Consider the following 24,484-nt stretch of genomic DNA (forward strand, 5'->3'; position numbering starts at 1 on the left):
TAGTGGGGCTTCGGTACCCCTTTCGGTCACTGCGCTATACCTTCGGTGCTCCGTTCCCTACAGGCACTCAGCCTGCTTTGTTGGGTTGTTGGCGTTTTATGGGCTATAGCTTAGGATTACGTTTATAGTAACGTGAATAATGAATACACAGATGATATATTCGTGGTGATTTGGATGCTTCCCCAAGCCATAACGGAAAAGCGTCTCCCGATGTCAACTTATTTAATATTTAGCTTGCCGTTTCCATTCCCGTTGTTCTTTTTCCCGACGTTGGACTTTCTGCTTCTTTTTGTCTTTGTTTTCGTCGTTGGAAAAACACATAGAAGTTTCGGCTAAATGGCTTCCTTGTTTAATCATCAAACCGTTGTAAGGGCAATTATCATAACCGCAATCGTGCTTGGAATACGTACCGAAATTGCGGTGTTTGATTTTTTTATCCTTTAGAACTTTCTCTTGATTTTCTCGGATAATCCGCCAATGGTTCAGCTCATCGCCACGGGTCAATTCTTCGCCCAAAGTGGATACTTCAAAATAGGTTTGCGGGTCTTTAAGCTGCAAAAATTCAAAAGTTTTTTGGAAATATTGGTTAGCAAAATCACGGATTTCCAGTTTTTCTTCTAAACTCAACTTTTCATTTTCCAATAAAGAACGATACAATCCCAAGGTATTGAAATCGGAATATTGTTTGTGGTTGGGAATAGTTTCCAGGTATTCCTGTTTGGTAAATTGGTTAAAGGGTTTTCCTATTTTCATAATCTATCATTTAACAGCTTGTACAACCACAGATTTCATTGGCGGTTTTAGCACCATACTTTAACAAAAGAGCACGGTATTTTTTAAATCTTTGTATTGCTGTCGCTGCATAATTATTAGTAGCTGATATCTGTGCGTTAATATAATCCAGTGCTGTACAACCATCATTATCAATAACATTAGGATCAAAGCCATAGTTATCTAAGACAAGTTCAAAGGCATCTTCACCATCAGCTCTTGCTAATTGACGAAGATAATTACCCTTTGGGTAAATATGAGTTTCCGTTTTACATTCTAATTCTTGATGAAACTTTCTCCACAGCGTGCTCATTTTTTCTTTAAGCTCCGCATCTGAAGAGTTATTAGGATCCCTTATTCCTGCTAACTTAAGCATTTTATATTCAAAATCGTAAAAATTTGGGTCTTGATTAGATGTATTTAATAATCTTACACTCAAACCTATATCATACATTTCATTATCTCCAAAAGGCTCAAAATCATTCAAAAACTGTTGTAATTCCGCCTTTACAGTTTCTGCTTTTCCTTGGCTTGTCATATGTAGTAGACCTTTATAATCCCAGCCTCCCGAGTGATGAAGTTTCAGAAAATAACTTCCGTTCGTTTCTTTTACCGAAATGTGTTCTATATCTACTAAAGGTAGTTTATACATGGTGTCATCAACGGTAATTTGCAGCATAAACTCATTGTAGGTCAAATCGACCGTTTGCCCTTCCAATGCATTTTTATAAACTGTTCCGATAGATGAAATCTGCTGTTTTTGCTTTTCGCTTAAATCACCGTATTTGAATTGTGCTTTTACCTGGAAAGCACTGCATATAAATAAAAGCAGAAATATTTTTTTCATATTTATTGATAGAATTCAGTAACAACTTTTTCCAAACGTTTCGCAATTTTTGGATCAGAATTAATAGTATTCAAAATTTGAGTATATTGATTTTCTGGAAGTTGATTTCCTGGTCCATCGAAGAACTGTTGAACTTGTTTTTCAACTTCCGCTCTATTCTCTTCAAAAAACACAAGGGTCTTTTGGTAATCTTCCTGTTCCTGTTTTGGTAACTCCGCAAGCCCACCATTGTTTTTTACCTGGACATAGTTTTGTTTTATTGTTTCAGGAGCTGTAGCATAGCCTTGAATTTTATTATCTAATATTTCCGTGCCGGGTTTTATTAAATCCATCAGGTCGGTATAATCGAAATAAAACTTCATTAAATCTTTATCAGAAAATTCCTCTCTATGAGTCACCGAAGGTTCTTTACAAAATGTGGCCAGATGATTCAATAAATCTGCTGCTTTTTGGTGGAATGCTAAATCATCAAGATGCATCATTATATAAAATCCAATTTCAGAACTATTTTTATAAGGGGTAATTTTATTTTTTTCAATAATGGTCCAATCCGTGTAAATGCCAATACTCTTTGCTTCCCATGTGGCATCCTTTGGGTTAAAGAGGTATTCTGAATAGGCTTCTTCATCTATTCGATCAACAAGGTGAACTTTACAAGGGCTTAACGCTCTAATTTCAAACTCTTTAAAAACGTTTTTCAGTTCTGAAATTGTTTCTTGCTCTGTTTGTGCATTTCCATACTGCGCAACCATTACGGTTAGGATTGCAGTAAATATGGTGTAAAATTTTTTCATGATACTATTTTTAATGATTTTGATCGTTTTCTAATTCTTTTTTTATGGTTTGTAATTGGTAATTTTCTATCGCTTTAAAAATCTTTTCCCGGTTTTTGCTGCGGATGGGGAAATAGACTTGATATGTGGTTTCTTCCATTTGGGAACGGTCTTCTTCCTTTGTCTTTACATCTTTAAAAGTATTGATTATTTGATGAATCATCGGATATGCTTCTTCAAATTCGAGTAAGAGAAAAAACTCATTAGGGAAATTTTCAAAATAAAAAGCATAATTGTAATCAATTGTAGCCGAATGGATTTTCATGTCCGGGTGCAAAACTATCGTTTCTTCTAATTGTTGAGCGGTTTCCTCGTTGCCAAAACGGTCTTGCAGTTTCATTTTGAAATTAACCAAAGAATCGGTGACCGAAAACTTTTCGATTGTAAACGTATTGTATTCGCTTTTCCCAAATTGGATGAAACCATTTTTTCCAGTAAAATATTGCGCTTCGGCTTGGAGCAAACCGGTAAGCTGTTTCCATTCCTTTTCCTGTGCGGAAAGTGAAGAAACAGTTAAAATAAAAACTAAAAATAAAACAAGATATTTCATTTTCTATTCTGTTCTTATTTTTTTGATTTCGGCTTCAAGGTCTTTAATGTGCTGCAAAAGCTCTTCAATCTGTTCATTTTTTTCTTTTATCTCCCGTTTGTATTGATCCTGTTCGGTTTGTTTTCGTGCATGTAATTCCATGTATTTGTGTTCCAGATTATTGTATTTTTTGTGGCAGGCACAGCTGGACAAAAACAAGACTGACATTAAAAGAAATAGGTTATTTTTTTTCATTATTAAATTTTAGCAATTTTTATTTTATAACTGTTTATATAATAGTATTTTATATGAAATAATTCTATGTAACGATATAACAGGAATTATCACTATGAAACCTATTTCTTTTTAAATCTTTTAAGTGTTTTACCTGTTAATGGGTCTATAACTCCCCATTTATCGTCTAATTTTGCCTGTACACCTTTTTTCAGCTCGTGTTTATAAATTATAGCAGTATATTTCAATGGTACCAGCACCCGATTAAAAATATCTACTAATCCTTCCTTGGATTCTTCGTTCTCAACTTTTATTACATTCAATTCCTCATAAAATTTTAATGCAGTCACCTCTTTATAAATAAGTGGAATCTGTACTTTTTTTGAATTAGCGTTATAAACACCCACTTTCCCAGAGGAATTAGTAACGATAAAATAATGGTGGTTTTCATCAAAAGGCGGAGAGACAGTTTTGTATTCTATTGGTACGATTTCTTCACCTTGTTTATTGATGTATCCTACTTTATCTCCAATTCCTACAATTGCAATCCCCCTTTCAGAAAAGGTATGCGCACGATCATATTTGAAGCTTACCTCAATTTCTATTGTGTTAGCATTAATATATCCCCACTTTTCTTTGTATTTAACAGCTATCATATCATTTCCATTTATTTCGCTAATTTCCTCAAGAATTGCAGGAATAGCTTCTTTCCCGGTTTTATTATCAAGATACCCCCATTTATTGTTTTGTAGAAAACAAGTATATTGGTTTGCGTTTCTTCCACCATATTCAAAATCGATATCGTCATAAACATATTTTGAAATAAAAGTCATTGAACCGTCTTCTTCATTATAGGTAGCTAAAGCATACTTGTTATACATGTTCTTAAAAACCCTAATATCAAAAGAAAGCCGATCAACCTCATACGGACGGTCAATCTGTTTTCCCTTATTATCAAAAGCGTAAAGTGTATTTTTAAAAGCGAAAGGTGTTTCTTGAATTTCGGCTTTAATTGTACCATCACCGTCTATAAACATTTCATCATAGATATGTGGCACCACAACCTTACCTTGCGCGTCTATAGCACCATATTTGTAGTTTTTTCTTTCGATAACTACACCATATTTTGTTAAGCTTTCGCCTTTGGCTGCTTGTTTTTCCTTTTTTTCTTTTTCCTGCTCATCTCTTAATCTTTGGGAGATTATTTTATCTATTTCTTCATATTTCTTATTTTCACGTTCAAATTCCCGATTTAACTCCTCCATTTCTCTTTTAAATTCAGCATCCAATGCAGCCATATCTCTTTCAAATGCTGCCTTGCTTTTTCGGCTTTCGGCTTCGCTTTGGCGTCTTACCTCTTCAAACGAATTGTTTACTTCATCTAACTTTCGGCGAGTTTCTTTTTGTGTAAGTTCATTTAATCTCTGTTTAGACTGTGTACTCATATTATACGAGGATGCATTCCAGTTACGAAGGGTTGCAAGCTCCTGAGCTTCGGTTTGCATTTGTTGGTTTCGCTCTTTTATTCCTTCGGCTATTTTGGCATCTAATTCTTTTTTGGCTTCCTCATCTTTTCTTTTTACATATTCTCCTTTTCTTTTTGCATATTCCTGTGAGAGGTTTTTCGTAGTTTGGTTTGTAGGGTCTAATTTATAAGCCTTTTCCAAAAGTGGTTTGGCTTTTTCCAAATCGCCACTCCTCAACGCTTTTTGTACTTCAGAAAGTAAACCAGTTACCTGCTTTTGTTTTTCCTCTGCTTCTTTTTTATCTTGTTCCTCTTTTTCTTTTTCCTTTTTGGCAGTGTAGAGTATGCGGTCTATTTCGTTTTTCAGGTCGGAAAGGTGTAGCTCTGTAACTTTGTCTGCACTAAAGCTGCCCTCTTCTAACCAAAGGACTTTATTAGGACGTGTTTTTTTCCATTCCGTTTCATATTCTTTTGTGTCTTCGTCAAAATCAAAAGAAACCTCATCGCCCAAACCGTTGTTCAAGTGCAGTATCTTTGGGCTTTTGGCGTAACGATTAAAAGAATACCCTCTAACCATATTAACATAAGCTCTTCCTTCTACATATACGCCAAATGTTTTAGGATTATAACCGGAGTATCCCCAAAAATCTATCCCTGCTTTTTTCAACGCTTCTTTTTCTTCGGGTGTGCAACGATAGTTTTTTAGAACAAGTGTAGTACCTTTCCCCTTTAATGTTGTCCCAAAACTATGACGGGAAGAGGTAAAGTTCACTTCACCCGAAAAGCCGTCTATATTGGAAAAATCAACTTTGTGAGTTTGTATATGTTGCCCGAAAGCCACGCTGCCCGCAAAGCAAAATAGGAGTACTGTAAGTATATTTTGTAGTTTTGTTCTCATATAGCTATTTAATATCTAATTTTTCTTGTGCTTGTTTATCTCCCATATCAGCAGCTTTGGTATACATTTCTTTGGCTTTGTCAATTTTATTGGTAGTTTCATACAATCGACCTAAGTGATAATACGGACGTGAGGTGTTATTCCCTAATTGGATTGCTTGTTGTAAGTTTTTTTCGGCTTCAACATATTTTCCGTTTGTAACCTGCAAAGCCCCCAGATTATTCAATCCAGTAAAATTATTTTGCTCGGCAGACTTTGTATACCAGTATTCTGCTTTTTCTAAATCTTTGGGAACCACATAGTCTAAGCCGAATTGGTAAAAATAGCCTATTGAATTTTGTGCATTATCTTCTCCTTTTTTAGCTGCTTTTTTTAGAAACTTATAAGCTGATTTATTATCTCCTAATTCCTTATATAAAAGACCTAACCTATAATGAGCATCATTAGATATATCTCTATATGCCGGAGAACCATATATCAACATAGGTTTAGCCATATCTATAGAATTTTTATAATAGCCAATGGCATTTTTTTTGTAATCATCAGTGAATTCGAGTAATTTAGCCATATATAGATAACTACATGCTCTCGTATAAAAACGAGAAGGACTTCCGTATTTATTGTCAAATTTTCCTAAAGGAGCTTCATCCAGTGGCAAGGGTAAGTTTATAGCTTTTTCAAAATAGTCATAGGCTTTACGGTTGTCCCGAGGCGTTCCATAGCCGTGTGCATGCATTACTCCTAAAAAGTGATAGGCGTAATGATAATTGTTGCTACTTGATTTGTCAGCTATTTCAACTGCTTTACTAAATAGTTCGAAAGCCTCATTTTCATTTCTTTCCACTCCTAAATCCAACAAGGTCATATATCCCATATTGCATAAAGCAAATACTACACTGTTATCGTTTTGTACAGCTTCTGAAAATTTAGAATATGCGTTTACAAAATCAAAATCATTAAGATATTTTGCTCCTTCCGTTATTTCGAGTATTCCTTTATCTTCTAATCTTTCTTCTCGCGATTTACCCGAACCTATCATAGAAATTACCTGTGCCCCGACGGCAACACCAACCGTTCCGTAGGCTGCTGTGGCATTGCCCTGCTTGGCAAATTCACCGACCAAAGGTTTTGCGGTCGATACAAAATCGGCGTTTTTACCTTTTGCCAGTTCGTTACCCCAGGCATTCATCGTCTGGTCTGCGGCATTGTCGAGAGCCTGTGCGTCTGCCCGCGTCTTTGCGTTGTAGGCATTTACCTCGTTCATATAGGGGTTGGTTGTAGAGGTTGTATTGGAATTATTCGTATTTCGTTCTGTACCGGAGCGGTTAATCTCCGTATTTGTTGGGTCAGTAGCGGTAGTGTTTTCGTTTTTTTCTTTTGCTTTGTTTTCGGCCCTTTTTTTGTCTGCTTCGTCTTTTTTCTTTGCTTCTTCCTGTTGAGATTCAGTATCGCACTTTTTACAGCGTGTAGGTGATTCAATAGTCACTGTTAACATTTTGCAACCGGCAGCATAATGCCAATACTCTTTTTTGTTCGGTTCTTTCACAATAACTATGGTGTGCCCGTCTTTTAGACCTGTGGTTACTTGGGTTTCTTCCTGCCCGAAAGTGGTAAGGTTTGCAAAGCAAAGTAGGAATGCGGTTAATATATGTGGTAGTTTTGCTTTCATAATCTTTAGCTATATTGTTCGGTAATTTAGCTTTTCTTCTGAAATTTTGTTTCCAAATTTCTATTTAAAATTAGAAATCATTAGTGAAAGTAGTATTTGTAAATCCATTATATTCAGCTTTTTTCTTGTTCTTGCTACAAATAATTTTTATTTTTTCAGCTTCTTTTTTATCAAACTCATTATTATTAAGCATCTGTTCCAAAAGAATAATAGCATTGATATTTTTTTGTTTAACTGATTTTTCAAAATAGGCAAGTGCTTTTTTAGTATTTTGAGAAGTACCTATTCCATAGTAAGACATATAACCCAGTGCAAAATTAGCTGCTGAAATTATAGGTTTACCTTCTGGATGATAGTATCCGGTTGCTTTTTCAAAATGTTTAAATGCTTCTTTTTCCGATTTTTGTGTGCCAATTCCAACTAATTTTAAGTAACCCAAATAATAATGACAACTTGGATACTCCGTGTTACCATCTTTTGCCCCACGTAGAATACCATTTTCAAAATATTTATATGCTTCTTGGTAATTTCTTGATGTTCCGATTCCTAAAAAAGTAAGATAGCCCAACTCAAAATATGGATGATAAAAAAGCTTTTGTAAGTCTTTACGCTGTATTATTTCTGAAGATTTTTCTAAAAAGGGGTAAGCTGCTTGGGCATTACTTTCTAATATTCGACCGTGCATATTGATAATCTCTTTTATATCGTATGTATTGTAAAGTGAAAAAATACCTGCTTGACAATATGCATCAGAATTATCTCCATTATTATTTATATCATCAATACTATGCTTAAATGCAGCTTGGTCATCCCCTTTTATAATAGCTCTAAAATGCTCTTTCATCTCATATTCACCTCTTTCTTTAAGTCTTTCTTCTCGCGATTTGCCCGAACCTATCATAGAAATTACCTGCGCCCCGACGGCAACACCAACCGTTCCGTAGGCTGCTGTGGCATTGCCCTGCTTGGCAAATTCACCGACTAATGGTTTTGCGGTCGATACAAAATCGGCGTTTTTACCTTTTGCCAGTTCGTTACCCCAGGCATTCATCGTCTGGTCTGCGGCATTGTCGAGAGCCTGTGCGTCTGCCCGCATCTTTGCGTTGTAGGCATTTACCTTGTTCATATAGGGATTGGTTGTAGAGGTTGTATTGGAATTATTCGTATTTCGTTCTGTACCGGAGCGGTTAATCTCTGTATTTGTTGGGTCAGTAACGGTAGTATTTCCATTTTTTTCCTTTGCTTTGTTTTCGGCCCTTTTTTTATCTGCTTCCGCTTTTTTCTTTGCTTCTTCCTGTTGAGATTCAGTATCGCACTTTTTACAGCGTGTAGGTGATTCAATAGTCACTGTTAACATTTTGCAACCGGCAGCATAATGCCAATACTCTTTTTTGTTCGGTTCTTTTACAATAACTATGGTGTGCCCGTCCTTTAGACCTGTGGTTACTTGGGTTTCTTCCTGCCCGAAAGCTGTAATGTTTGTAAAAAACAGCAATGCCGTTAGGCTTATGATACGTTTTTTTGCCTTCATAGTTCTCTGTATTTTATATCGGTGTTATCCAAATAATGGGGGATGAGCGCAAGTTCAGCATTCTATAAAAACATAACAATCCCCTGTGCAGGGTATTTCTTGGGTGATTTTATAAATTTTTTTCTCGCTTTTTGTAACTTGTACCTTCCTAAATGATGGAAACGAAACAGCAGATGGATAAGCTCATACTAAAAAAGGCAGGACATATCTGGAAAGAAATCGGGCAGCATAAAAAGCCCGAAGAATTGCAGATAGAGATAGAAATCTACAAAAAAATGCTCAACCTTTTTCAGGTGGGCGACTATTGTTACTTTGTCTTTAGTCCACCGGAATTAAGGATGGAGCATATCAACGAATCTGTCACGGAATTATTGGGCTATACGAAAGAAGAATTTGTCTTTGAGACTTTTCTAAAAATCATCCATCCGGACGATATACAGCAATACCTTAATTTTGAAGCCACCATTACCCAATTCTGGCAAAGTCTGCCACCGGAAAAGGTGTTTAAGTACAAAACCCGCTATGATTTCCGCATCCGTTGCAAAGACGGCACAATAAAAAGGCTTTTGCAACAGGTAGCTGTTATCCAAAGCGATGACGACGGAGCGGTGTTGCGGACGTTTGTAATATTCACGGATATTACCGATCTGAAGCAAAGCAACAAAATGGTGCTGTCCATTATGGGATTGGAGGGCGAACCTTCCTATATAGACATACAGCCTGTTCAGGCATTGGTTCCGCACAAAAGTATCCTCAGCAAAAGGGAAATAGAGATTTTTCGGCTGTTGGTAGATGAATGCCAGTCGGCAGATATTGCCGAAACATTAGGGATAAGCCCGCATACCGTAGCGACCCACCGTAAAAATATTTTTAAGAAAACCGGTACTAACTCGGTTTTACAGTTGGTAAAGCTGGGGCTGGAAAAAGGGTGGATATGATTTGCATATAGAATTATTATAATTCACCCGTTGTGCCTTATAGTTTTAAAGATGTTATCCTGAGCCCTGTCGAAGGATTTTTACTGACGATAGGAGATGTTTCGACAGGCTCAACATGACGTAAACGACTATTTTTTATCCATAATGCACAACGGGTTTAGAAATAATATCCATTCCACTTCCTGTCTGGTCTACTGTAGTAATTCCACCTCCCTTTTACTTGCACGGAGCGACAAACATTCTGTCCCAACCCTGTAATCACCCCCTGGCCAGTGGTCTTTTCTTAACTTTATTTCTCAAAAAGAAAAGGAGGGAGAGGATGGTTAACGACAGTAGGAGATAACTCAGGGCCATACCGGACTGGTTGGTAATATGCAGCAGGCTTACTACGGTATAGCTGGCTACGGAGGTCACCAGGTAGCTCGCGCCGCTGGTAAGGCCATTGGTAACCCCGGCATACTCGGGGAAACGGGTGAGGCAGTAGGTAAAATATACGGTGTAGAGAAAACCGTTGAACAGGTGTAGCAGGTAGATAAAGCCTACAAAGACATAGATATTGGAAACGAATTTTCCCGTACCGAACATGAGCAGGCCGACAAGTATTTCCATACCCACCCCAAAAAACAGTTTTTTAAGGAAAGGCAGGGTGCTCAGCGAGCGTCCCAGTATACCCCCGCTCATAATACCAAAGCCGGAGATCAGGGCACAATAGCCCGTAACTACCGGCGAAAAGCCAAAGTGATTTTCTACGATAAACGGAGCGGACATGGCAAAAGACATGACCATACCATAGGTAAGGCCAAGAACTACCAGCCCCATCGAAAAATCGGGAGCCCTGAGCACCGTCCGGTAGGTTTCGGCAATATGTTTTCGCTTAAAAGGTTTAAGATCGGTAAAGGCTTCGCCGGAGAAAAACCACTCTATAAGCAACATCACCAGGGCATACGCCCCGAGAAAGTAAAAACTCGATGTCCACCCGAATCCTTTCTGGAGGTATCCCCCTATAAAGGGAGCCGAAATCGGGGCCATAGACCATATAATGGTAAGCATACCCATATAATGCTGTAATTTTTTCCCCTGGTATATATCGACGAGGAATGCTCTTTTTCCTACCACGATAAAGGCTGTGGTCACCCCTTGTATAATACGCATACCGTAGATAAAATAGATATTATGGACCAGGGCAATGGCAAAACTGCTTATGGAAAACAATACCAGGGAGGCCAGCACCAGTTTGTATCGCCCGAAACTGTCCACAAGACTTCCGGCGGCCAGTAGCGATACCCCGTAACTGATAAGAAAACAGCTCAGCGTCATTTGTATGCCTTTACTGTCGGTGCCGAAAACTTCCTGCATTTCGGGGAAAGAAGGCAAAAAGATATCCGTAGCCAGCCCGGATAGCGGGATAAGCAGAAAAAGGGATATCGTACAGATACGCTCGTACTTTTTGTCGTATGTTCTCATAGCATGTAAAGCGGAATAATGGAGCCCACAAAATTATCCGTACTTTCCCGATGAAAAAATAATGAATTCAAATCAAAAGTTAAATAAATCAAAGGTGGGCGGTAACTTCGGAACGGTATTGTTTGGGGCTTGTCCCCGTCAGTTTCCTGAAAAACGAATTGAAGTGTTGCGGGTACTCAAACCCCAGGCTGTTACCGATCTCGTAGATCCGCCAGTCGCTATACCGCAGCAGGCTCATGGCCTCGGTAAGCACACGTTCCCGGATGAGCTGGGAAGTGGTTTTGCCGGTTTGCAGTTTTACACTGTGGTTGAGATGATTGACGTGTACATGCAGCAGGTCTGCAAAACGGGCCGGGGTTTTGGCCTGCAGGGAAGTCACCGGTGACTCCACGGGAAACTGGTTGTCCAGCAGCTCCATAAACCGCTCGGCGAGATCCTGCGGGTACACCTCCGGAAATTCTTTATGGTCGGAGGTTTTTATCTTTATCCCGGTATAGATAACCAGGTTCAGCAGGTCGCGGAGCATCAGGTTTTTATATCCGAAATTATCGCAGTACTCGTTGCGCATCAGTACAAAGTATTGTTCGAGCTTGTGGTATTGCTCATCGGTAAGGAAGAGAAACGGGTACATATCGTCCTTAAACAGCAGAAAAAGTTTCCGGAATGCTTTTCGCAGTTCGGCAGAAGCAAAATATTCGTTGAACAGGCAGATATAGCCATCGTGGCCATCGCCTATATTCTTCCACCCGTAACGGATATTGCGGTCCGAGAAAAAGAGCGAAGGCCTGTCTATGGTCACCTCTCCCTTTTCCGTGTACAGCACGGCATTTCCCCGGGTGAGTACGACCTTGTAATAATCCCTGCGCGAAAATCCCAGCAGTTGTAAACAGTTCTGCCGTTTAATGATATTAAAATGTGCTACCGACCCCGAAGACGCCAGCAGGTCGTCGGGCACTTTTTTAAAACTGCGGGAATAATACTGTTCCAGGGTTTCTTTTTCTTCCATGGGGCAAAAGTACAAAAATCAAAGATGCGTAACGCATGCGCAGCTAAGGTTATACAGGGAATATTCCGGTGCCGGATAGCAATGTGGTATGGCCACAGGATATATGGCGCTGCGATGATTACCTTATGGTGTCGTGTATTCTCTCCATAATTTAGGCAGAATATGTACAGAAAATCACCATCTGCATATAATATTTTGGTATATGAAATTTTAATATTAAATTCAATCGATTTTTATGAATATGATCTTAAATTATCATTTAAAAATTTAAAAAGATAATTAAACCCTGTTATTGATGCTGATAGTACACTCCCGAAGGAGACCGGAACACTAATAATGAGATTTTGAAACCTGTAAACCCCCGTAAAATCTCGATACGAAAATACAAGGCGTTATTCAACACCTTTTACGACTCCCTGTGTCTGTTTGCCAACAAATACCTGGACGATATCGAAGTATCCAAAGATCTCGTCCAGGATGTCTTTATACGGGTGTGGGACAAGGAGATAGGTTTTGATAATGATTATGCTGCAAAGTCTTACCTGTACACTGCGGTAAAAAACAGGGCGCTCGATTACCTGAAGAGCAAGGCGTACCGTTCGAGGAACCCGTTGGAAGCGGCCGATCTCAAAGAGCTGGAGTCCGATACGTTTTTTGCCCGCGAAGTACTGCTCGAAGAATCGTCCAAGATAGTCCGTGAAGCCGTGGAGATGCTGCCTTATAAATGCAAGGAGATTATCAACCTGAGCCTTAAAGGGTACAAGAACGATGAGATTTCGCAGACGCTGTCCATATCGGTAAATACCGTAAAAGCACAAAAGCGTATCGCCTACAGTAAACTCCGGGTAATGCTCAAAGGGGCCTTTACCGTTTTATTTTTTTTAGGATGGTAGTCGTGGCGGAGACAGGGGTATATGCCTATCGCCATGACCTGCTTCAGTGACCGTGATGTGTAGTTTGAAGCCCGGAACCGGGCATACAGATCTAAAAAAGGGCTGACGTAAAGCCAGCCTCTTATGGTTAAGATTTACAGCCTTAAATAGCTTTGAGAAAAGGCACTATGCTACTATCGGCAAATCGTATATATGATCTTGGAGATCATCTCTTAATCCTGCGGGGGATACAGGCTTTTAATAAATTCAATATCTTTTGCCGAAAGTTCCCCGTGAGCAATATATCCGGGTAGTGAGGAAGAATCTGTGGTCTCTGTATTTCGTACGGAATAGTGCATTATAGATAACGGATCGTATTCGGAACGGACATAATGCTCCAGATCCTGCTCCAGAATCTGTTCGCCACCACCACGGATGTTGAGGGAGTCTTTCCAGGCTATGCCACTATCGGGACGTAGTTGCTCGTGTATAAGGCCCAGCATGTGCCCGAATTCGTGTCGTATGGTGCCCTTATCAAAAACAAGACTTTTGGGCTTTGTAGCGATGTTTTTATACAATGCCATGGTAGGCCGGGTGGTATCTACAACACTCAAACAAGCTTTTTTACCTATTTTACTCCAGCCGGAGGATGTCGTAGGGTCGAAATATATCCGTACTTCTGCATTTTTGGCATGCTCCTTATAGCTAAAAGTAAGGTTAATAATATTATCCCAGTCTGTCACATACTTCTTAACGCTGTCTTTCTGGGATGCCGTACCGTTGAGAAAATAGATATTAATAGTGTCATTATGTTCCCAGAGAATACCTTTTTCCCTCGCATCATTTTCCATGGTCACTGCCCTTGGTGTAGTTGTGGTGCCATCGGGTAAGGTGTCGTCGTCATTACAGGAAACAACAAACAGGGAAATGGTGAGTAACAGTAAAAAAATAATTTTAGTAGCTTTCATAAATGTAAAATTTAGGATTAAATAGGGTTAATGATTCCGTATTGTTTACCCGTTGTGCCTTATAGGTAGAAAGACGTCATCCTGAGCATCCTGTCGAAAGATCTTTACTGACGGAAGGAGATGTTTCGACTACGCTCAACATGACGTAAACGACTATTTGTATCCATAATGCACAACGGGTTATTGTTTTTATAATGACATGAAAAGGAGGTGATACCCTTAAAAAAAAGTTATTTTATTGCTTAGTGATGAAAATATGCGGAAAGGTATGCCGGGGGAATAAACCATTTGTACATGTGGCCAATCGTACTGTGGCAGGTAGGATGATGGTAATAGCTTATTGTTGAATGATGGAGTATGAAGTTCCGGAAGAAGAAGATAACTATCGGTTAAAGATAAGTTGGTGTAATGACCAGGGTAAGGTTTTATAGTTTTCATTACCGGGTTGAATTCTGGTATTTTTTTGGGAAAGCTTGTTTATGTTTAGTCCGTTGAATGATAAAACAAATACAAACCTTTAAAAACCGGAAGCTCCGACACAGGGTTAGAACTCCCGGTTTATCCGGTTGGGGCCCAACAGCCACCCATTACAATACCGCAAACTCACCCATGTAAGGGCTGTTACAGGCTTTGTCTTGTGTTTCGCTGTTAAAATAGGCCCAGGTGTGGACTACCTTACCTACATACACTTCGGGCAGTGTTACCGTGGCGGTAAGTTCGCTGCGCGTGGCCAGGAGCAAAAACAGCTCGAAGGTATCGGTTTCCGGGCAGTAACATACCAGGTTTACCAGGTCGGTGTCCTGCGCATTGCCCTGTATGCTATTGTCTTCCCAGGCCAAGGCAAAGGTTCCGCCGGCCTCGTTGTTCAGGGTAGCATTCTGGAAACCGGCCAGGTCGCCTTTGGTAATAAGCACCTTGTTATAGACCAGTTCGGGCACATTGTCTGTGACCTCCATAGCTTCTCCTATAGTATAGGAAACCGCTATGTTTACTCTCGATTTTGCCCCTCTCTCCGTACCGAAGTACAGGCTCTGTATGCTTTTTAGAGGTTGCAAAAAAGTAACAGCCATCTTAAACTTCAGCTGTTGGATCACCTGTTTGTCCGTAGGAGGTTTTTTGCTCGGTTTGGGCCGGCTTCGGATGATGTCCTTGCCGCGCCAGTTAGCGCCTACTACGGTTCCTACTTTTCCTGAGAATCCTCCGAGGATTCCTTTGACGATAGTTGCCATGTTATTAAAATTTAATGTTAATATGCAGCAAGATACAGCGCTTTGAGGCCGGTTGTATGCCTTGGGGACGTTTTGTCCGTTTTTGGCCGCATTTGTCCGTTTTTGTCCATAGGGATACAGGTTTTCTTCGGGTCTTCTTCGGGTCTTTTCCGGGTGTTGTTCGGAAAAACATCTTTTTTTCCGAAGGTGACCCGAAGCAAACCCGAAGCGAACCCGAAGAAAAATATCCGGATTTTAAGTTAAGGCAACAGGAAGTGTGCTGTTTTTATAGGAAATGATAATAACAGGTATAAAGAAAAGTGCGGTGAAACCGCGGGAAAGATCTATTGTTCCCGGAGCATCTTCTCGATGAGATCCCTGGGATAGAGGTATTTTTTACCGAGTTTTACATAAGGGATCTCCTTGTTTTTGCGCATACGCCGCACGGTACGCTTACTCACCTTAAAGGCGCGTGCAACATCTGCAGTATCCATATATTTCCGAAATATAGGATCGGATTCCCCGATAGTACGGATTTCCTTGAGGATTTCCTGGAGCAGGAAGATAAAATAACGATGAAACTCCGGCATTTTTTCAGCATCCATAACAGTAAATTTAGGTTGAACGTATTCTAAATATAAGAAAAATCGCTCATGTAGTATTTCTTATTAAGAGTAAATTAACGTAAGAAACACATATAAACACCTCTGTATCTGTATGTTCAGCTATGCCATAAAGGCTGTTTGCCGGTTATTCCACACCCTTTATGGTGAGTACTGCACCCCGGTATTTTTCTTTGTCCGAACCTGTATACTGCAGGTCGATGCCCCTGCTGTTTTCCTGTTCCATGGCCTTTTGCATCAGGCGATAATCTATTTTTTCGATTTCCGTTTCCCAGTCCGCTTCCGAAGCAGGTTTTATGGCTGCAATATTGGCGATATCAAAAACGGGGGTCAGGGGCTGTACTTTTCGCGAACGCCGTATAAAGAGCGTGTCTCCCTCTATTTTTTCGACCTTTATCCAGCCTTCGGGCAGACCGTTGACCTGCTGCCGGTTGGCATCCGTAAAAAAAACAGCGCCGTACAACTGGCCTGGTGCTATGTGGTGGAGTTCATTATACAGTTTGGCGGTTTTATCGGCCTGGTCTTTTTGTTCGACGTTCCGGTAAATGGAAGAACCGACAAAAAGAACGGCGATCAGCGCCGCAATAATCAGATAGCCTTTCCATATTTTCAGATACGGTATGGGAAGTGTTTTCTTAAAAGCCTTGACCTCTTCCTTTAATTCTTTCGAGTATTTGCGGGGATGTATCACCTCGTTTTCTCTGGTGTAAACATGAGACATCTTTACCAGGCCTCCCCCCATGGGAAGCCATAGGAATTTTACACCCGGGGTATAGATACGCAGGGTAAACTGCCGCGGCTGAGGATCGTCTTTCAGGGTTGAGGTAATGATCTTTTCCCCGAGCGTAAGGTCGTAAGCTTCGTATATAAAAAACATAGTAGTACCAGTTTTAATAAGTCCGAAAAAGCATGCAAAAATAAGATAAAGTTTCTTAACAGGTTTGTGCAGATGATGATTTTAATGGATGTTTTGCTCTTACCGATCGCTATAGTGTTGTAAGTCAATTTCATGTGTTTTACGTGGTTGTTACCCTACAGGGGGGGCAGTCCGCCGGGTTGTTGAGGTATTGGTGTTTTATGGGTTATAACCTTGTGCAGGGGGGATTGGTTTGTTCGTAGTTGGGCTTCGCTACCCCTTTCGGCCACTGCGCCATACCTTCGGTGCTCCGTTCCCCACAGGCACTCAGCCCTCGTTAAATAGACGGGGCAGAGGCGGCTGCGTGTTCCGGTTCCGGCCGTAATGTACCGAAGCCCCGGCTTCTCTCCTCCAGAACAACGTACACATCCCGGAGAGTATTGCTTATATTTGGGTAGCACATGGATATACGAAAATCCGGAATTATGACAAACCATCTTTTTACCGATTTCAGGACTACGTTTGTTATCGGCATTATTATAGCGATTACTACAGCCATAGCCCTGACCTTCAAATATATTGCAGGGCGGTATATACGAAGGCGGGTATTGTCCAGGCATATAGACCCTACCAGCTATCTTTTTGCCAAAAGGGTGGTTACGGCCATTATTTATATGGTGGGCTTTTCGTTTGCGCTGGTACAGATTCCGGAGCTGAAAATAGTGGGACACTCGCTGCTGGCCGGGGCGGGGATCTTGTCGCTGATTGCCGGGCTCGCTTCACAGCAGGCCCTGAGTAACATTATGAGTGGTTTTCTTATTGTAATGTTCAAGCCTTTTAAGATCAACGATAGAATAACGTTCAATGAGACCTACACCGGGACAGTAGAAGAGATTAACCTTAGGCAGGTAGTTCTTCGCGACCTGGAAAACAACCGTGTTATAGTGCCCAATGCTGTGATAAGCACACAGGTTATTGTAAACTCGAATCTCACGGAAACCAAAATCTGTAAAATGATAGAGATCGGTATAGGGTATGATGCGGATATCGGTAAGGCCCTTGGTATTATGGAGGACGAAATTGTAAAACACCCGCTGCACCTGGATAACCGTAGCCCGGAAGACATTAAAAACAATGTCCCCGGGGTAGTGTGCCGTGTGGTGGCACTGGACAGCTCGGCGGTGACCCTAAAAGCCTGGGCGTATGCCGACAATGCAGCAGATGGCTACACGATGTATTGCGACCTGCTACGGAGTATCAAAGAACGGTTTGACAGGGAAGGCATAGAAATACCGTATAATTACCAGAACGTTATTATTAAAAAATCGGAGTAAGGTTTTTTAGATCGTAAAACGATATGGTTTCCGGATATGCCGGGCTTCGACTGAATTAAATAACTTCATTGATAAAGCCATAGATTCAGGAATGAATTTAAATACTTATTTTAGAGACGTTGTCAATCCTTTAAATGGCATAAACTCATGAGATATTATTATATAGGACTATCCAATGACTTAAAAGTCATCGGATACTACCCTCAAACAGACTTTCATAAAGGTTATAATCCCACAGATAATGGTAGTTATTGTGTTAAACCAGATACATTTCCAGATTTTGTGCCAAACTACGAATTAGAGCTTCATAAGAAAGCATTTGCTACAGGTTTTTTACAGAGGGTTGGCGCAAGTTTTGGTATTGTTGTAGATGAAAAAGTAAAAAATATTCTTAAAGAACATTGCTTACCTCCTCATGCTTTTTATCCGACAACAGTATTTCATAATGATGAGGTTTTGCAATACTACTGGTTTCATTATATACCTAATGATTTTTGGGAACTTATAGATAATAGGAATTCTTTTGCATACGTTTATCAAATAAAAAAAGCAACCGTCACCAAGATAAAGGAAATCCCTATAATTTCTAAAGAGCAAATATTAAATGAGAAAAAGAAATATACAGGGCTTACACCAATTACTTTAGGCAGGTTAAAAATGAGTGCTGAATTTTGTAAATATGATTTCTATCTGACCGGAGCATTTAATCATACCATGATAAGTGAAAGGTTGAAGAAAGCATTGGAAGAAAATAATGTTTCCGGTTATGAAGCCAAACTCTTTGATAAACTAAGTTTTGAGTAAGCGCTTCCCTTATGATTGCTATCAAACAGGGGACGTGCCATTTTGGAGCTTATTTGTGAAGGGTTGAAAAACATTGGGGAAACCCGTTGTGCATTATAGTTCGAAAGACGTCATCCTGAGCCCTGTCGAAGGATTTTTACGGACAGCAGGAGATATTTCAACGACGACCAACATGACGTAAACAACAATTTTTATTCGTAATGCACAAGGGGTTAGAGAAAGACAATCTTACGGATTTTACGACTACATTATTTAACAAAACCTCCATGGATAATTCTTAATGATAAACGAAGGGTATTACCGTATACGTAGGAGTGATGATCTGCAAGAAACAGGCCATTACCCGCAAGCTCATTTGAGAAAAGGTTATAACCCCAGAAAGGACGGGCACTTTATGGTAAAACACTATGAGTTTCCCGACTTTGTGCCAAATTTGGAATTAGAACTGCATCCAGAAGCTATTGCCACAAATTATCTGGATAGCACTGCGGGTTTGAATAATGGATTTATAGTGGATAATGAATTAAGATTATTAATGTCCTCCTTTACTTTGCCTAAACATCATTTTTACCCTATTAAAGTATATAAAGGGGCAGAATTACTGGATTATTATTGGTTCCATTTTTTGCCGGATAATTTTTGGGAAATGATCGATTATAATACATCATACATGGAACTGATAAAGAGTAGCGGCGAAGTAATAGATGGTTTTGTACCCATTTTATCTAAAAGCGAAATGGTGAAATTATTAAACTCCATTGATTGGTCTCTTTATTTAAGAATTGGTCAAATTTATATGAAACCTGAGGCGGCTCAATATGATTTGTACAAAACAGACTGTCTTGGCTCAAATATTTTAATAAGTAAAAATTTAAAAGATTCTATTACAAAAGCTGGCTTAACAGGAATGGAAATCAAACCTTTTGACAAGTTTTCCATAAGCAAATAATGTAAAAGAAGCGGCCTATGCCGGGTTTTATATGAATGCTGCGGTTAATGGGAGCGCATTGCAGAAATATACGGCTTTAACCGGGGAGGGGCTGCATGGAAATCATCCGGCTTATGATAAAAAATTGTAGAGAAAAGGTTAAGAGATTTTGAAATACAGTTTCCAAGTTATACTTCAGAACAAGCCAAGACCTTTTTGGAGAACACTTTAATCCCTCAATTAAATGGATTAATTGATACAGCCAAGAATTCAGGGAAAAACTTAAATTCGTATTTTAGAGATGTTGTTAACCCGGTAAATGGAGTTCCAAATAATTGATAATGAATTATTATATATATGGATGGTCTGATGACTTAAATGTCATCGGACATTATCCACAAACAAAGTTAAGGGAAGGTTACAATCCAAGAAACAATGGTCATTTTAAGGTTAAGCCTAACGTATTTCCCGATTTTATTCCAAACCTTGAATTAGACATGCACAAAAAAGCAAAAAAAACGGATTTCTTGGGCTTTTCAATATCTAATGGTATTATTGTGAATAAAAAGTGTGTTCAAATTTTAGAAAAACATACTTTACCACACCACCACATTTACCCTATTAAAGTATATCAAAATGGGGCTTTATTAAATTATTTTTGGATACACTATATAGTAAATGATTTTTGGGATTGGTTAGATATAGAGCTATCTGAAGCGGTTATCTTTGATGATAAAAAAATTTTTGAAGCCGTAGCCCCTTTGGACCTAAACATTCCACCAGATGAATTCAGAAACTTAGAATATTTTGAATTGCCTTACCATCAGCATTTAAGATGGGATAAGATTGTTTTTAAAAAGGGCTTCCCTTATGATTTATATCAAACAAGGGACGTGCAAATTTTGGAGATTATGAGTGAAAGGTTGAAAGAAACATTAGAGAAAGAAAATCTTACGGGTTTTACGACTACATTATTTAACAAAACCTCCATGGATAATTCTTAATGATAAACGAAGAGTATTACAGTATACGTAGGAGTGATGATCTGCAAGAAACAGGCCATTACCCGCAAGCTCATTTGAGAAAAGGTTATAACCCCAGGAAGAACGGGCACTTTATGGTAAAACACTATGAGTTTCCCGACTTTGCGCCCAACCTTGAACTTGAAATGCACCCCAAAACGATTCCTACGAATTATTTAAATAATACTGCCGGATTAATTAATGGCTTTATTGTGGATAGTAAATTTAAATTAATGATGTCTTCTTTCAAGTTGCCAAGACATCATTTTTATCCGATAAAAGCATATAAAGGAAGCAAATTATTTGATTATTATTGGCTCCATTATATCGTAGATGATTTTTGGGAGTTTATAGATACAGCTAATTCATACGGAGAGGTTTTTGAGTTTAAAACTCCTTTTGAAACCGTGGTAACAGAAACTTTTGCTATTTCCTCTAAAAATCAAGTGTTAGAAGAAAAAAGAAAATATAAGTTAGGGAGGACCCGCATAGGCAAAATTATAATGAAAAAAGAATTTCCTCAATACGATTTATACAAAATAGACTGTTTGAGTTATACTACTATACTAAGTGAAAAACTAAAAAATGCCATTGTAAAGGCAGGAATAACAGGAATGGAGATAAAACCATTTAATAAGTTTTTAATTGGTGAATAAAACTATTCGCTATATGTTCTGTGTTACAGCTATAGGGGACATTTTATTGTTTCAACGGTAAGCATTCCGGGCTTCGATACCCCTTTCGGCCACTGCGCCATACCTTCGGTGCTCCGTTCCCTACAGGCACTCAGCCCTCGTTAAATAGACGGGGCAGAGGCGGCCGCGTGTTCCGGCTATGCCGGCATGTACCGAAGCCCCGGGTTGTCGACGGTCTTATCCACCTCCCCATACAGGGCTATAAGCGAGTCCAGAAGCTGCATAGCTCCCTGCACTTCGGCAAAATAGTTTTTTATCATGCCGTGTATGGCCTGGCGCAAATCTTCTTCGTTAGCTACAGGGGCCAACTCCCCGCCTGTACCCAGCAATGCCCTGAAGCGTTCTGCGAGTTCCGGTAGCGGCCTGCAGTCTTGCGCCTGGCGCTGCACCATATCTTCAAGCCCCTTTTTGCAGGCGTAATACCGCAGGAGGAATTCCTTTTCTGTCAGGGCCAATACCTTGTCCAGTTTGGCCTGCAATACGGTGAGCTGCTCCGGCCGTATCTCGTAGGCGCCGTAGCGTACTTCGTGGTAGGCCCTGTCGATGAGGTGCAGCAGGGTGGCATCGGGTTCCTTTTCGGGGGCGAATACCTGCCCGAGTTGCGGCACATGGGCAAGGATGTATTGCTGGTGGGTGCCAATACGGTGGCATACCTTTTCCCTGCCCATGACCAAACACTCTGCAGCCCGATAGGCCAGCTCAAAGGCCTGGTGCAACATAAAGGCGGTTGGTGGCATCTGGCCTGCTTCCAGGAAAAACTGTGCCCCCCGGCTAAAGCTTACCGCCTTGTCGTAGTCGCGCTCAAAACAGCTTCTGGCCTTGCTTAGAAGCGGTTGCAGTTGTGCTGCGGATAGCAGTTCCGGGGCCTGCGTGTCCGGGCCGCAGTATTGCAGGTGCCCGGGCATACAGGCATGCAGGAAAAAGAGGTTGCCCTGTTCCAGTTGTGTGCGTGCAGTATGCTCGGTGTACACCCGGTAGCGATACTCGGGGTATTGCGCAAAAATATCCGAGACGGAGGGCAGGTTTTTATTGGGCCTGTTGGGGGCTGCGGTGAGTATCAGTACCCCGGTTTGTTCGGCTATGGGAAAGGCGTAGACATAGGTGACATCCATGATGGCTACGACTTTATGGACTATATAGGAGATTTCGGTATTCATAAGTTGATGATTTTGGCAGGTTAGTTTTTGTGTATCCATTGGACGATTTCGTGCTCGGGTATGGAGGTTTTTACCACATCGCGGAAGTGCATACGCTCCCACACGGTGCCCCCGTCTGCGGCGCATACTTTGGTAAAGAGGTGCAGGCGGGAGGTAAGCAGGGAAACCAGGGTATCGGGTACGGACAGCTCCCGTATTTTATTTTTCTTTTTGTTCAGGTGGAGCAGGGCATACCTGGGGGTGCCGTTGTCTTTGGCCAGGGCTACCCACTCAAAATACCGCACAATGGCTAAGGGTTCGTGGCTGTCCAGGAGCCTGGTGATCTCTAAAGCTTTCATAGACGTATGTTTTTTATGGTTATACAACAGGCTGCACTCCGGGCAGTTTGCCGGGGTGTGCCGATCTCCGTAGGGGAGTTGGTAGTACGTGGTGCTAAAAGAAAAGAAAAAGGCGTCCCTGTTCCTTCCCGTACTACGCCAAACGTGGCAAGGCATACGCCTTGCTACAGGTACTATGCGAATTTCCCAAAAGAATAAAAGTGTAGATGGCGTTGCTTTAGAGAAGAGTTTCGGCAAAATAAATGGGCGTGGAACTCAACTTACCGAACAGAGGTACTGGCATACCATGGAAAGATAAGAGAGCCCACGCCCGGGTCGTGAGCAAACTTACTTATCATCTCTTTCCATTTGAAAAGTGCCAGTTTTCTGTACGAGATTCAAAGCAATTGCTTCTAATATTTTTATAAAAGAATCGCAAATATATGTAACGTTAAACAAATATACATAAAAAGATTTTGTCATCCAAATGGATTACATTAATAATGTTTTTATTTCCAAAATTGCAGTATGGCAGAACTTTCAAAAGAAGATATAATACTTGCTAACAAGGTAGCAGATAGGATTAAAGAACTCCGTATTCAAAGTACAGGAATTAAACAAATAGATTTTGCTAATAGGTATAATATTGACCGACAAATAGTAAGTCGGTGGGAAAGCCCACTAAAGATTGATTCGAAAACAGGAAAAATAAAGGGACGAGGGATTACTATTTATACAGTAAACAAATTCTGTAACCTGATTGGTATTACATTGAAAGATTTCTTTGATGATCCTATGTTTCAATAATAAAATTTATCATGGCTAAAACGATCGTGATACTCTTGTTAGCAGGGAGGTATTAGGAAATGCGAATGTGTATTATAGCATGACCATTATGAGATTGCGAAAATATGGGATAAAAGCATTGAGGAGTTTACTAAAGGGGCGCGTTAAGGCCCTTTTTTTATTGGTAATAAGTAATGCTTACTTATGATACCTAATAATTAATGGGCTGTTTGTGATGATTCTAAGAGAAACTTTTTCGAAAAAATGTGGCTTTCCGTAACGGAATATAATGAAGAGTTATTATTTTAGTGGATGGGATTTGAAATTGAAGTTTTGAATCTTTCGCTGTAAATACACATAGCCAGATATTCCAAGTATTTCAGCTAAGCATTGTATGAGAGTCATATGGGGCTGGATATTCCGGACTAAGCTGACCCCTCTAAAGCCTACCTTTTAGGTATCTGTCATTCCGGCGGATGCTGACCCCCTTGTAAATTTAAAAATGGTTTTCCGGTAAAATTATTCCGGATCATACTGCCCCCCATTTTTTGAATTGGTTTTTGGTTTATTTGATGGATACCATCAAAAGATAAGTAATGGCCGGAAAACCAAAACGAATGAGTCAAGTAAAACAAATACTCCGTATGCACCAGCAGGGCAAGGGCATAAAAACTATTGCCAGAACCTTGTCCATCAGTAAGAATACCGTTAAAGGGTATGTTCGTAAAG

The 24,484-nt window shown here is 40.1% G+C and carries 25 protein-coding genes; 9 read left to right on the forward strand and 16 right to left on the reverse strand.

What is annotated here, in order from left to right; translation table 11 throughout:
• Positions 1-222: 222 nt before the first annotated feature.
• From BT112_RS10630 to BT112_RS10665, 8 genes are all read right to left on the reverse strand, one after another.
• Positions 223-753 (reverse strand): hypothetical protein, encoded by a 531-nt coding sequence (locus BT112_RS10630; RefSeq protein WP_072317351.1) that lies wholly within the window; start codon positions 751-753, stop codon positions 223-225.
• Between the two features lie 10 nt (positions 754-763).
• Complete coding sequence (locus BT112_RS10635) at positions 764-1,618, reverse strand: hypothetical protein (protein ID WP_072317352.1); 855 nt, start codon at positions 1,616-1,618, stop codon at positions 764-766.
• A gap of 2 nt (positions 1,619-1,620) precedes the next feature.
• A complete protein-coding gene (locus BT112_RS10640; RefSeq protein WP_072317353.1) occupies positions 1,621-2,412 on the reverse strand; it encodes a hypothetical protein in 792 nt (263 codons plus the stop codon).
• Positions 2,413-2,422: 10 nt separating this feature from the next.
• Complete coding sequence (locus BT112_RS10645) at positions 2,423-3,001, reverse strand: hypothetical protein (RefSeq protein ID WP_072317354.1); 579 nt, start codon at positions 2,999-3,001, stop codon at positions 2,423-2,425.
• A gap of 3 nt (positions 3,002-3,004) precedes the next feature.
• Complete coding sequence (locus BT112_RS10650; RefSeq protein ID WP_072317355.1) at positions 3,005-3,235, reverse strand: hypothetical protein; 231 nt, start codon at positions 3,233-3,235, stop codon at positions 3,005-3,007.
• A gap of 101 nt (positions 3,236-3,336) precedes the next feature.
• On the reverse strand, positions 3,337-5,577 hold the full coding sequence (locus BT112_RS10655; RefSeq protein ID WP_072317356.1) for a WG repeat-containing protein: 2,241 nt from the start codon (positions 5,575-5,577) through the stop codon (positions 3,337-3,339).
• Positions 5,578-5,581: 4 nt separating this feature from the next.
• Positions 5,582-7,246 carry a tetratricopeptide repeat protein gene (locus BT112_RS10660; RefSeq protein WP_072317357.1) on the reverse strand — a complete coding sequence of 555 codons (1,665 nt, stop codon included), beginning with the start codon at positions 7,244-7,246 and terminating at the stop codon, positions 5,582-5,584.
• A gap of 70 nt (positions 7,247-7,316) precedes the next feature.
• Complete coding sequence (locus BT112_RS10665; protein ID WP_072317358.1) at positions 7,317-8,777, reverse strand: tetratricopeptide repeat protein; 1,461 nt, start codon at positions 8,775-8,777, stop codon at positions 7,317-7,319.
• A 173-nt stretch (positions 8,778-8,950) separates the two neighbouring features.
• On the opposite strand from BT112_RS10665, the gene BT112_RS10670 reads away from it, so the two are divergent.
• On the forward strand, positions 8,951-9,715 hold the full coding sequence (locus BT112_RS10670) for a LuxR C-terminal-related transcriptional regulator (protein ID WP_217652368.1): 765 nt from the start codon (positions 8,951-8,953) through the stop codon (positions 9,713-9,715).
• Between the two features lie 258 nt (positions 9,716-9,973).
• On the opposite strand, the gene BT112_RS10675 is transcribed toward BT112_RS10670, so the two are convergent.
• Both BT112_RS10675 and BT112_RS10680 read right to left on the reverse strand, forming a co-directional pair.
• Positions 9,974-11,179: an MFS transporter gene (locus BT112_RS10675; RefSeq protein ID WP_072317359.1), complete on the reverse strand. Its 1,206-nt coding sequence runs from the start codon at positions 11,177-11,179 to the stop codon at positions 9,974-9,976.
• A gap of 88 nt (positions 11,180-11,267) precedes the next feature.
• Complete coding sequence (locus BT112_RS10680; RefSeq protein ID WP_072317388.1) at positions 11,268-12,185, reverse strand: helix-turn-helix domain-containing protein; 918 nt, start codon at positions 12,183-12,185, stop codon at positions 11,268-11,270.
• Positions 12,186-12,529: 344 nt separating this feature from the next.
• On the opposite strand from BT112_RS10680, the gene BT112_RS10685 reads away from it, so the two are divergent.
• A complete protein-coding gene (locus tag BT112_RS10685) occupies positions 12,530-13,078 on the forward strand; it encodes an RNA polymerase sigma-70 factor (RefSeq protein WP_139276123.1) in 549 nt (182 codons plus the stop codon).
• A gap of 212 nt (positions 13,079-13,290) precedes the next feature.
• On the opposite strand, the gene BT112_RS10690 is transcribed toward BT112_RS10685, so the two are convergent.
• The 4 genes from BT112_RS10690 to BT112_RS10710 form a co-directional block, all read right to left on the reverse strand.
• Positions 13,291-14,025 carry a M12 family metallopeptidase gene (locus BT112_RS10690; RefSeq protein ID WP_072317360.1) on the reverse strand — a complete coding sequence of 245 codons (735 nt, stop codon included), beginning with the start codon at positions 14,023-14,025 and terminating at the stop codon, positions 13,291-13,293.
• Positions 14,026-14,612: 587 nt separating this feature from the next.
• Positions 14,613-15,254: a DUF6266 family protein gene (locus BT112_RS10695; protein WP_072317361.1), complete on the reverse strand. Its 642-nt coding sequence runs from the start codon at positions 15,252-15,254 to the stop codon at positions 14,613-14,615.
• Between the two features lie 323 nt (positions 15,255-15,577).
• Positions 15,578-15,838 (reverse strand): helix-turn-helix domain-containing protein, encoded by a 261-nt coding sequence (locus BT112_RS10705; RefSeq protein WP_072317363.1) that lies wholly within the window; start codon positions 15,836-15,838, stop codon positions 15,578-15,580.
• A 145-nt stretch (positions 15,839-15,983) separates the two neighbouring features.
• Positions 15,984-16,733 (reverse strand): hypothetical protein, encoded by a 750-nt coding sequence (locus tag BT112_RS10710; RefSeq protein WP_072317364.1) that lies wholly within the window; start codon positions 16,731-16,733, stop codon positions 15,984-15,986.
• Positions 16,734-17,197: 464 nt separating this feature from the next.
• On the opposite strand from BT112_RS10710, the gene BT112_RS10715 reads away from it, so the two are divergent.
• The 5 genes from BT112_RS10715 (at position 17,198) to BT112_RS10735 (ending at position 21,456) form a co-directional block, all read left to right on the forward strand.
• Positions 17,198-18,046 carry a mechanosensitive ion channel family protein gene (locus BT112_RS10715; RefSeq protein ID WP_072317365.1) on the forward strand — a complete coding sequence of 283 codons (849 nt, stop codon included), beginning with the start codon at positions 17,198-17,200 and terminating at the stop codon, positions 18,044-18,046.
• 147 nt (positions 18,047-18,193) lie between these two features.
• On the forward strand, positions 18,194-18,850 hold the full coding sequence (locus tag BT112_RS10720; protein WP_072317366.1) for a hypothetical protein: 657 nt from the start codon (positions 18,194-18,196) through the stop codon (positions 18,848-18,850).
• 394 nt (positions 18,851-19,244) lie between these two features.
• The gene (locus tag BT112_RS10725) at positions 19,245-19,799 is read left to right on the forward strand and encodes a hypothetical protein (RefSeq protein ID WP_139276125.1); all 555 of its coding nucleotides are present in this window, start codon (positions 19,245-19,247) and stop codon (positions 19,797-19,799) included.
• Between the two features lie 320 nt (positions 19,800-20,119).
• Positions 20,120-20,782, forward strand: a complete 663-nt coding sequence (locus BT112_RS10730; protein ID WP_072317368.1) for a hypothetical protein — start codon at positions 20,120-20,122, stop codon at positions 20,780-20,782.
• Positions 20,782-21,456 (forward strand): hypothetical protein, encoded by a 675-nt coding sequence (locus BT112_RS10735; RefSeq protein WP_072317369.1) that lies wholly within the window; start codon positions 20,782-20,784, stop codon positions 21,454-21,456. Before BT112_RS10730 ends, BT112_RS10735 begins: the two co-directional genes overlap by 1 nt.
• Positions 21,457-21,632: 176 nt before the next feature.
• Here BT112_RS10735 and BT112_RS10740 read toward each other — a convergent pair whose 3' ends face one another.
• Positions 21,633-22,652, reverse strand: coding sequence for a HEPN domain-containing protein (locus BT112_RS10740; protein ID WP_072317370.1), 1,020 nt, complete (start codon positions 22,650-22,652; stop codon positions 21,633-21,635).
• 20 nt (positions 22,653-22,672) lie between these two features.
• Complete coding sequence (locus BT112_RS10745; RefSeq protein ID WP_072317371.1) at positions 22,673-22,990, reverse strand: hypothetical protein; 318 nt, start codon at positions 22,988-22,990, stop codon at positions 22,673-22,675.
• 507 nt (positions 22,991-23,497) lie between these two features.
• Between BT112_RS10745 and BT112_RS10750 the strand changes: the two genes are divergently transcribed.
• Both BT112_RS10750 and BT112_RS22215 read left to right on the forward strand, forming a co-directional pair.
• Positions 23,498-23,776 carry a helix-turn-helix domain-containing protein gene (locus BT112_RS10750; protein WP_072317372.1) on the forward strand — a complete coding sequence of 93 codons (279 nt, stop codon included), beginning with the start codon at positions 23,498-23,500 and terminating at the stop codon, positions 23,774-23,776.
• Positions 23,777-24,399: 623 nt separating this feature from the next.
• Positions 24,400-24,484 (forward strand): LuxR C-terminal-related transcriptional regulator (locus BT112_RS22215; protein WP_394333353.1); only part of this gene is annotated, 85 nt, incomplete at its 3' end.

Origin of the sequence: Sinomicrobium oceani, from assembly GCF_900119185.1 — a bacterium.
Classification (GTDB): domain Bacteria; phylum Bacteroidota; class Bacteroidia; order Flavobacteriales; family Flavobacteriaceae; genus Sinomicrobium; species Sinomicrobium oceani.

Excerpts from the sequence above, each read along its gene's own strand:
- BT112_RS10710 (WP_072317364.1), bottom strand. The coding sequence starts at position 16,733 with ATGTTTTTTATATACGAAGCTTACGACCTTACGCTCGGGGAAAAGATC.
- BT112_RS10735 (WP_072317369.1), top strand. The coding sequence starts at position 20,782 with ATGATAAACGAAGAGTATTACAGTATACGTAGGAGTGATGATCTGCAA.
- BT112_RS10750 (WP_072317372.1), top strand. The coding sequence starts at position 23,498 with ATGGCAGAACTTTCAAAAGAAGATATAATACTTGCTAACAAGGTAGCA.
- BT112_RS10690 (WP_072317360.1), bottom strand. The coding sequence starts at position 14,025 with ATGAAAGCTACTAAAATTATTTTTTTACTGTTACTCACCATTTCCCTG.
- BT112_RS10715 (WP_072317365.1), top strand. The coding sequence starts at position 17,198 with ATGACAAACCATCTTTTTACCGATTTCAGGACTACGTTTGTTATCGGC.
- BT112_RS10695 (WP_072317361.1), bottom strand. The coding sequence starts at position 15,254 with ATGGCAACTATCGTCAAAGGAATCCTCGGAGGATTCTCAGGAAAAGTA.
- BT112_RS10680 (WP_072317388.1), bottom strand. The coding sequence starts at position 12,185 with ATGGAAGAAAAAGAAACCCTGGAACAGTATTATTCCCGCAGTTTTAAA.
- BT112_RS10655 (WP_072317356.1), bottom strand. The coding sequence starts at position 5,577 with ATGAGAACAAAACTACAAAATATACTTACAGTACTCCTATTTTGCTTT.
- BT112_RS10640 (WP_072317353.1), bottom strand. The coding sequence starts at position 2,412 with ATGAAAAAATTTTACACCATATTTACTGCAATCCTAACCGTAATGGTT.
- BT112_RS10675 (WP_072317359.1), bottom strand. The coding sequence starts at position 11,179 with ATGAGAACATACGACAAAAAGTACGAGCGTATCTGTACGATATCCCTT.
- BT112_RS10670 (WP_217652368.1), top strand. The coding sequence starts at position 8,951 with ATGGATAAGCTCATACTAAAAAAGGCAGGACATATCTGGAAAGAAATC.
- BT112_RS10705 (WP_072317363.1), bottom strand. The coding sequence starts at position 15,838 with ATGGATGCTGAAAAAATGCCGGAGTTTCATCGTTATTTTATCTTCCTG.
- BT112_RS10645 (WP_072317354.1), bottom strand. The coding sequence starts at position 3,001 with ATGAAATATCTTGTTTTATTTTTAGTTTTTATTTTAACTGTTTCTTCA.
- BT112_RS10665 (WP_072317358.1), bottom strand. The coding sequence starts at position 8,777 with ATGAAGGCAAAAAAACGTATCATAAGCCTAACGGCATTGCTGTTTTTT.
- BT112_RS10720 (WP_072317366.1), top strand. The coding sequence starts at position 18,194 with ATGAGATATTATTATATAGGACTATCCAATGACTTAAAAGTCATCGGA.
- BT112_RS10725 (WP_139276125.1), top strand. The coding sequence starts at position 19,245 with ATGGTAAAACACTATGAGTTTCCCGACTTTGTGCCAAATTTGGAATTA.
- BT112_RS10630 (WP_072317351.1), bottom strand. The coding sequence starts at position 753 with ATGAAAATAGGAAAACCCTTTAACCAATTTACCAAACAGGAATACCTG.
- BT112_RS10635 (WP_072317352.1), bottom strand. The coding sequence starts at position 1,618 with ATGAAAAAAATATTTCTGCTTTTATTTATATGCAGTGCTTTCCAGGTA.
- BT112_RS10650 (WP_072317355.1), bottom strand. The coding sequence starts at position 3,235 with ATGAAAAAAAATAACCTATTTCTTTTAATGTCAGTCTTGTTTTTGTCC.
- BT112_RS10740 (WP_072317370.1), bottom strand. The coding sequence starts at position 22,652 with ATGAATACCGAAATCTCCTATATAGTCCATAAAGTCGTAGCCATCATG.
- BT112_RS10745 (WP_072317371.1), bottom strand. The coding sequence starts at position 22,990 with ATGAAAGCTTTAGAGATCACCAGGCTCCTGGACAGCCACGAACCCTTA.
- BT112_RS10660 (WP_072317357.1), bottom strand. The coding sequence starts at position 7,246 with ATGAAAGCAAAACTACCACATATATTAACCGCATTCCTACTTTGCTTT.
- BT112_RS10730 (WP_072317368.1), top strand. The coding sequence starts at position 20,120 with ATGAATTATTATATATATGGATGGTCTGATGACTTAAATGTCATCGGA.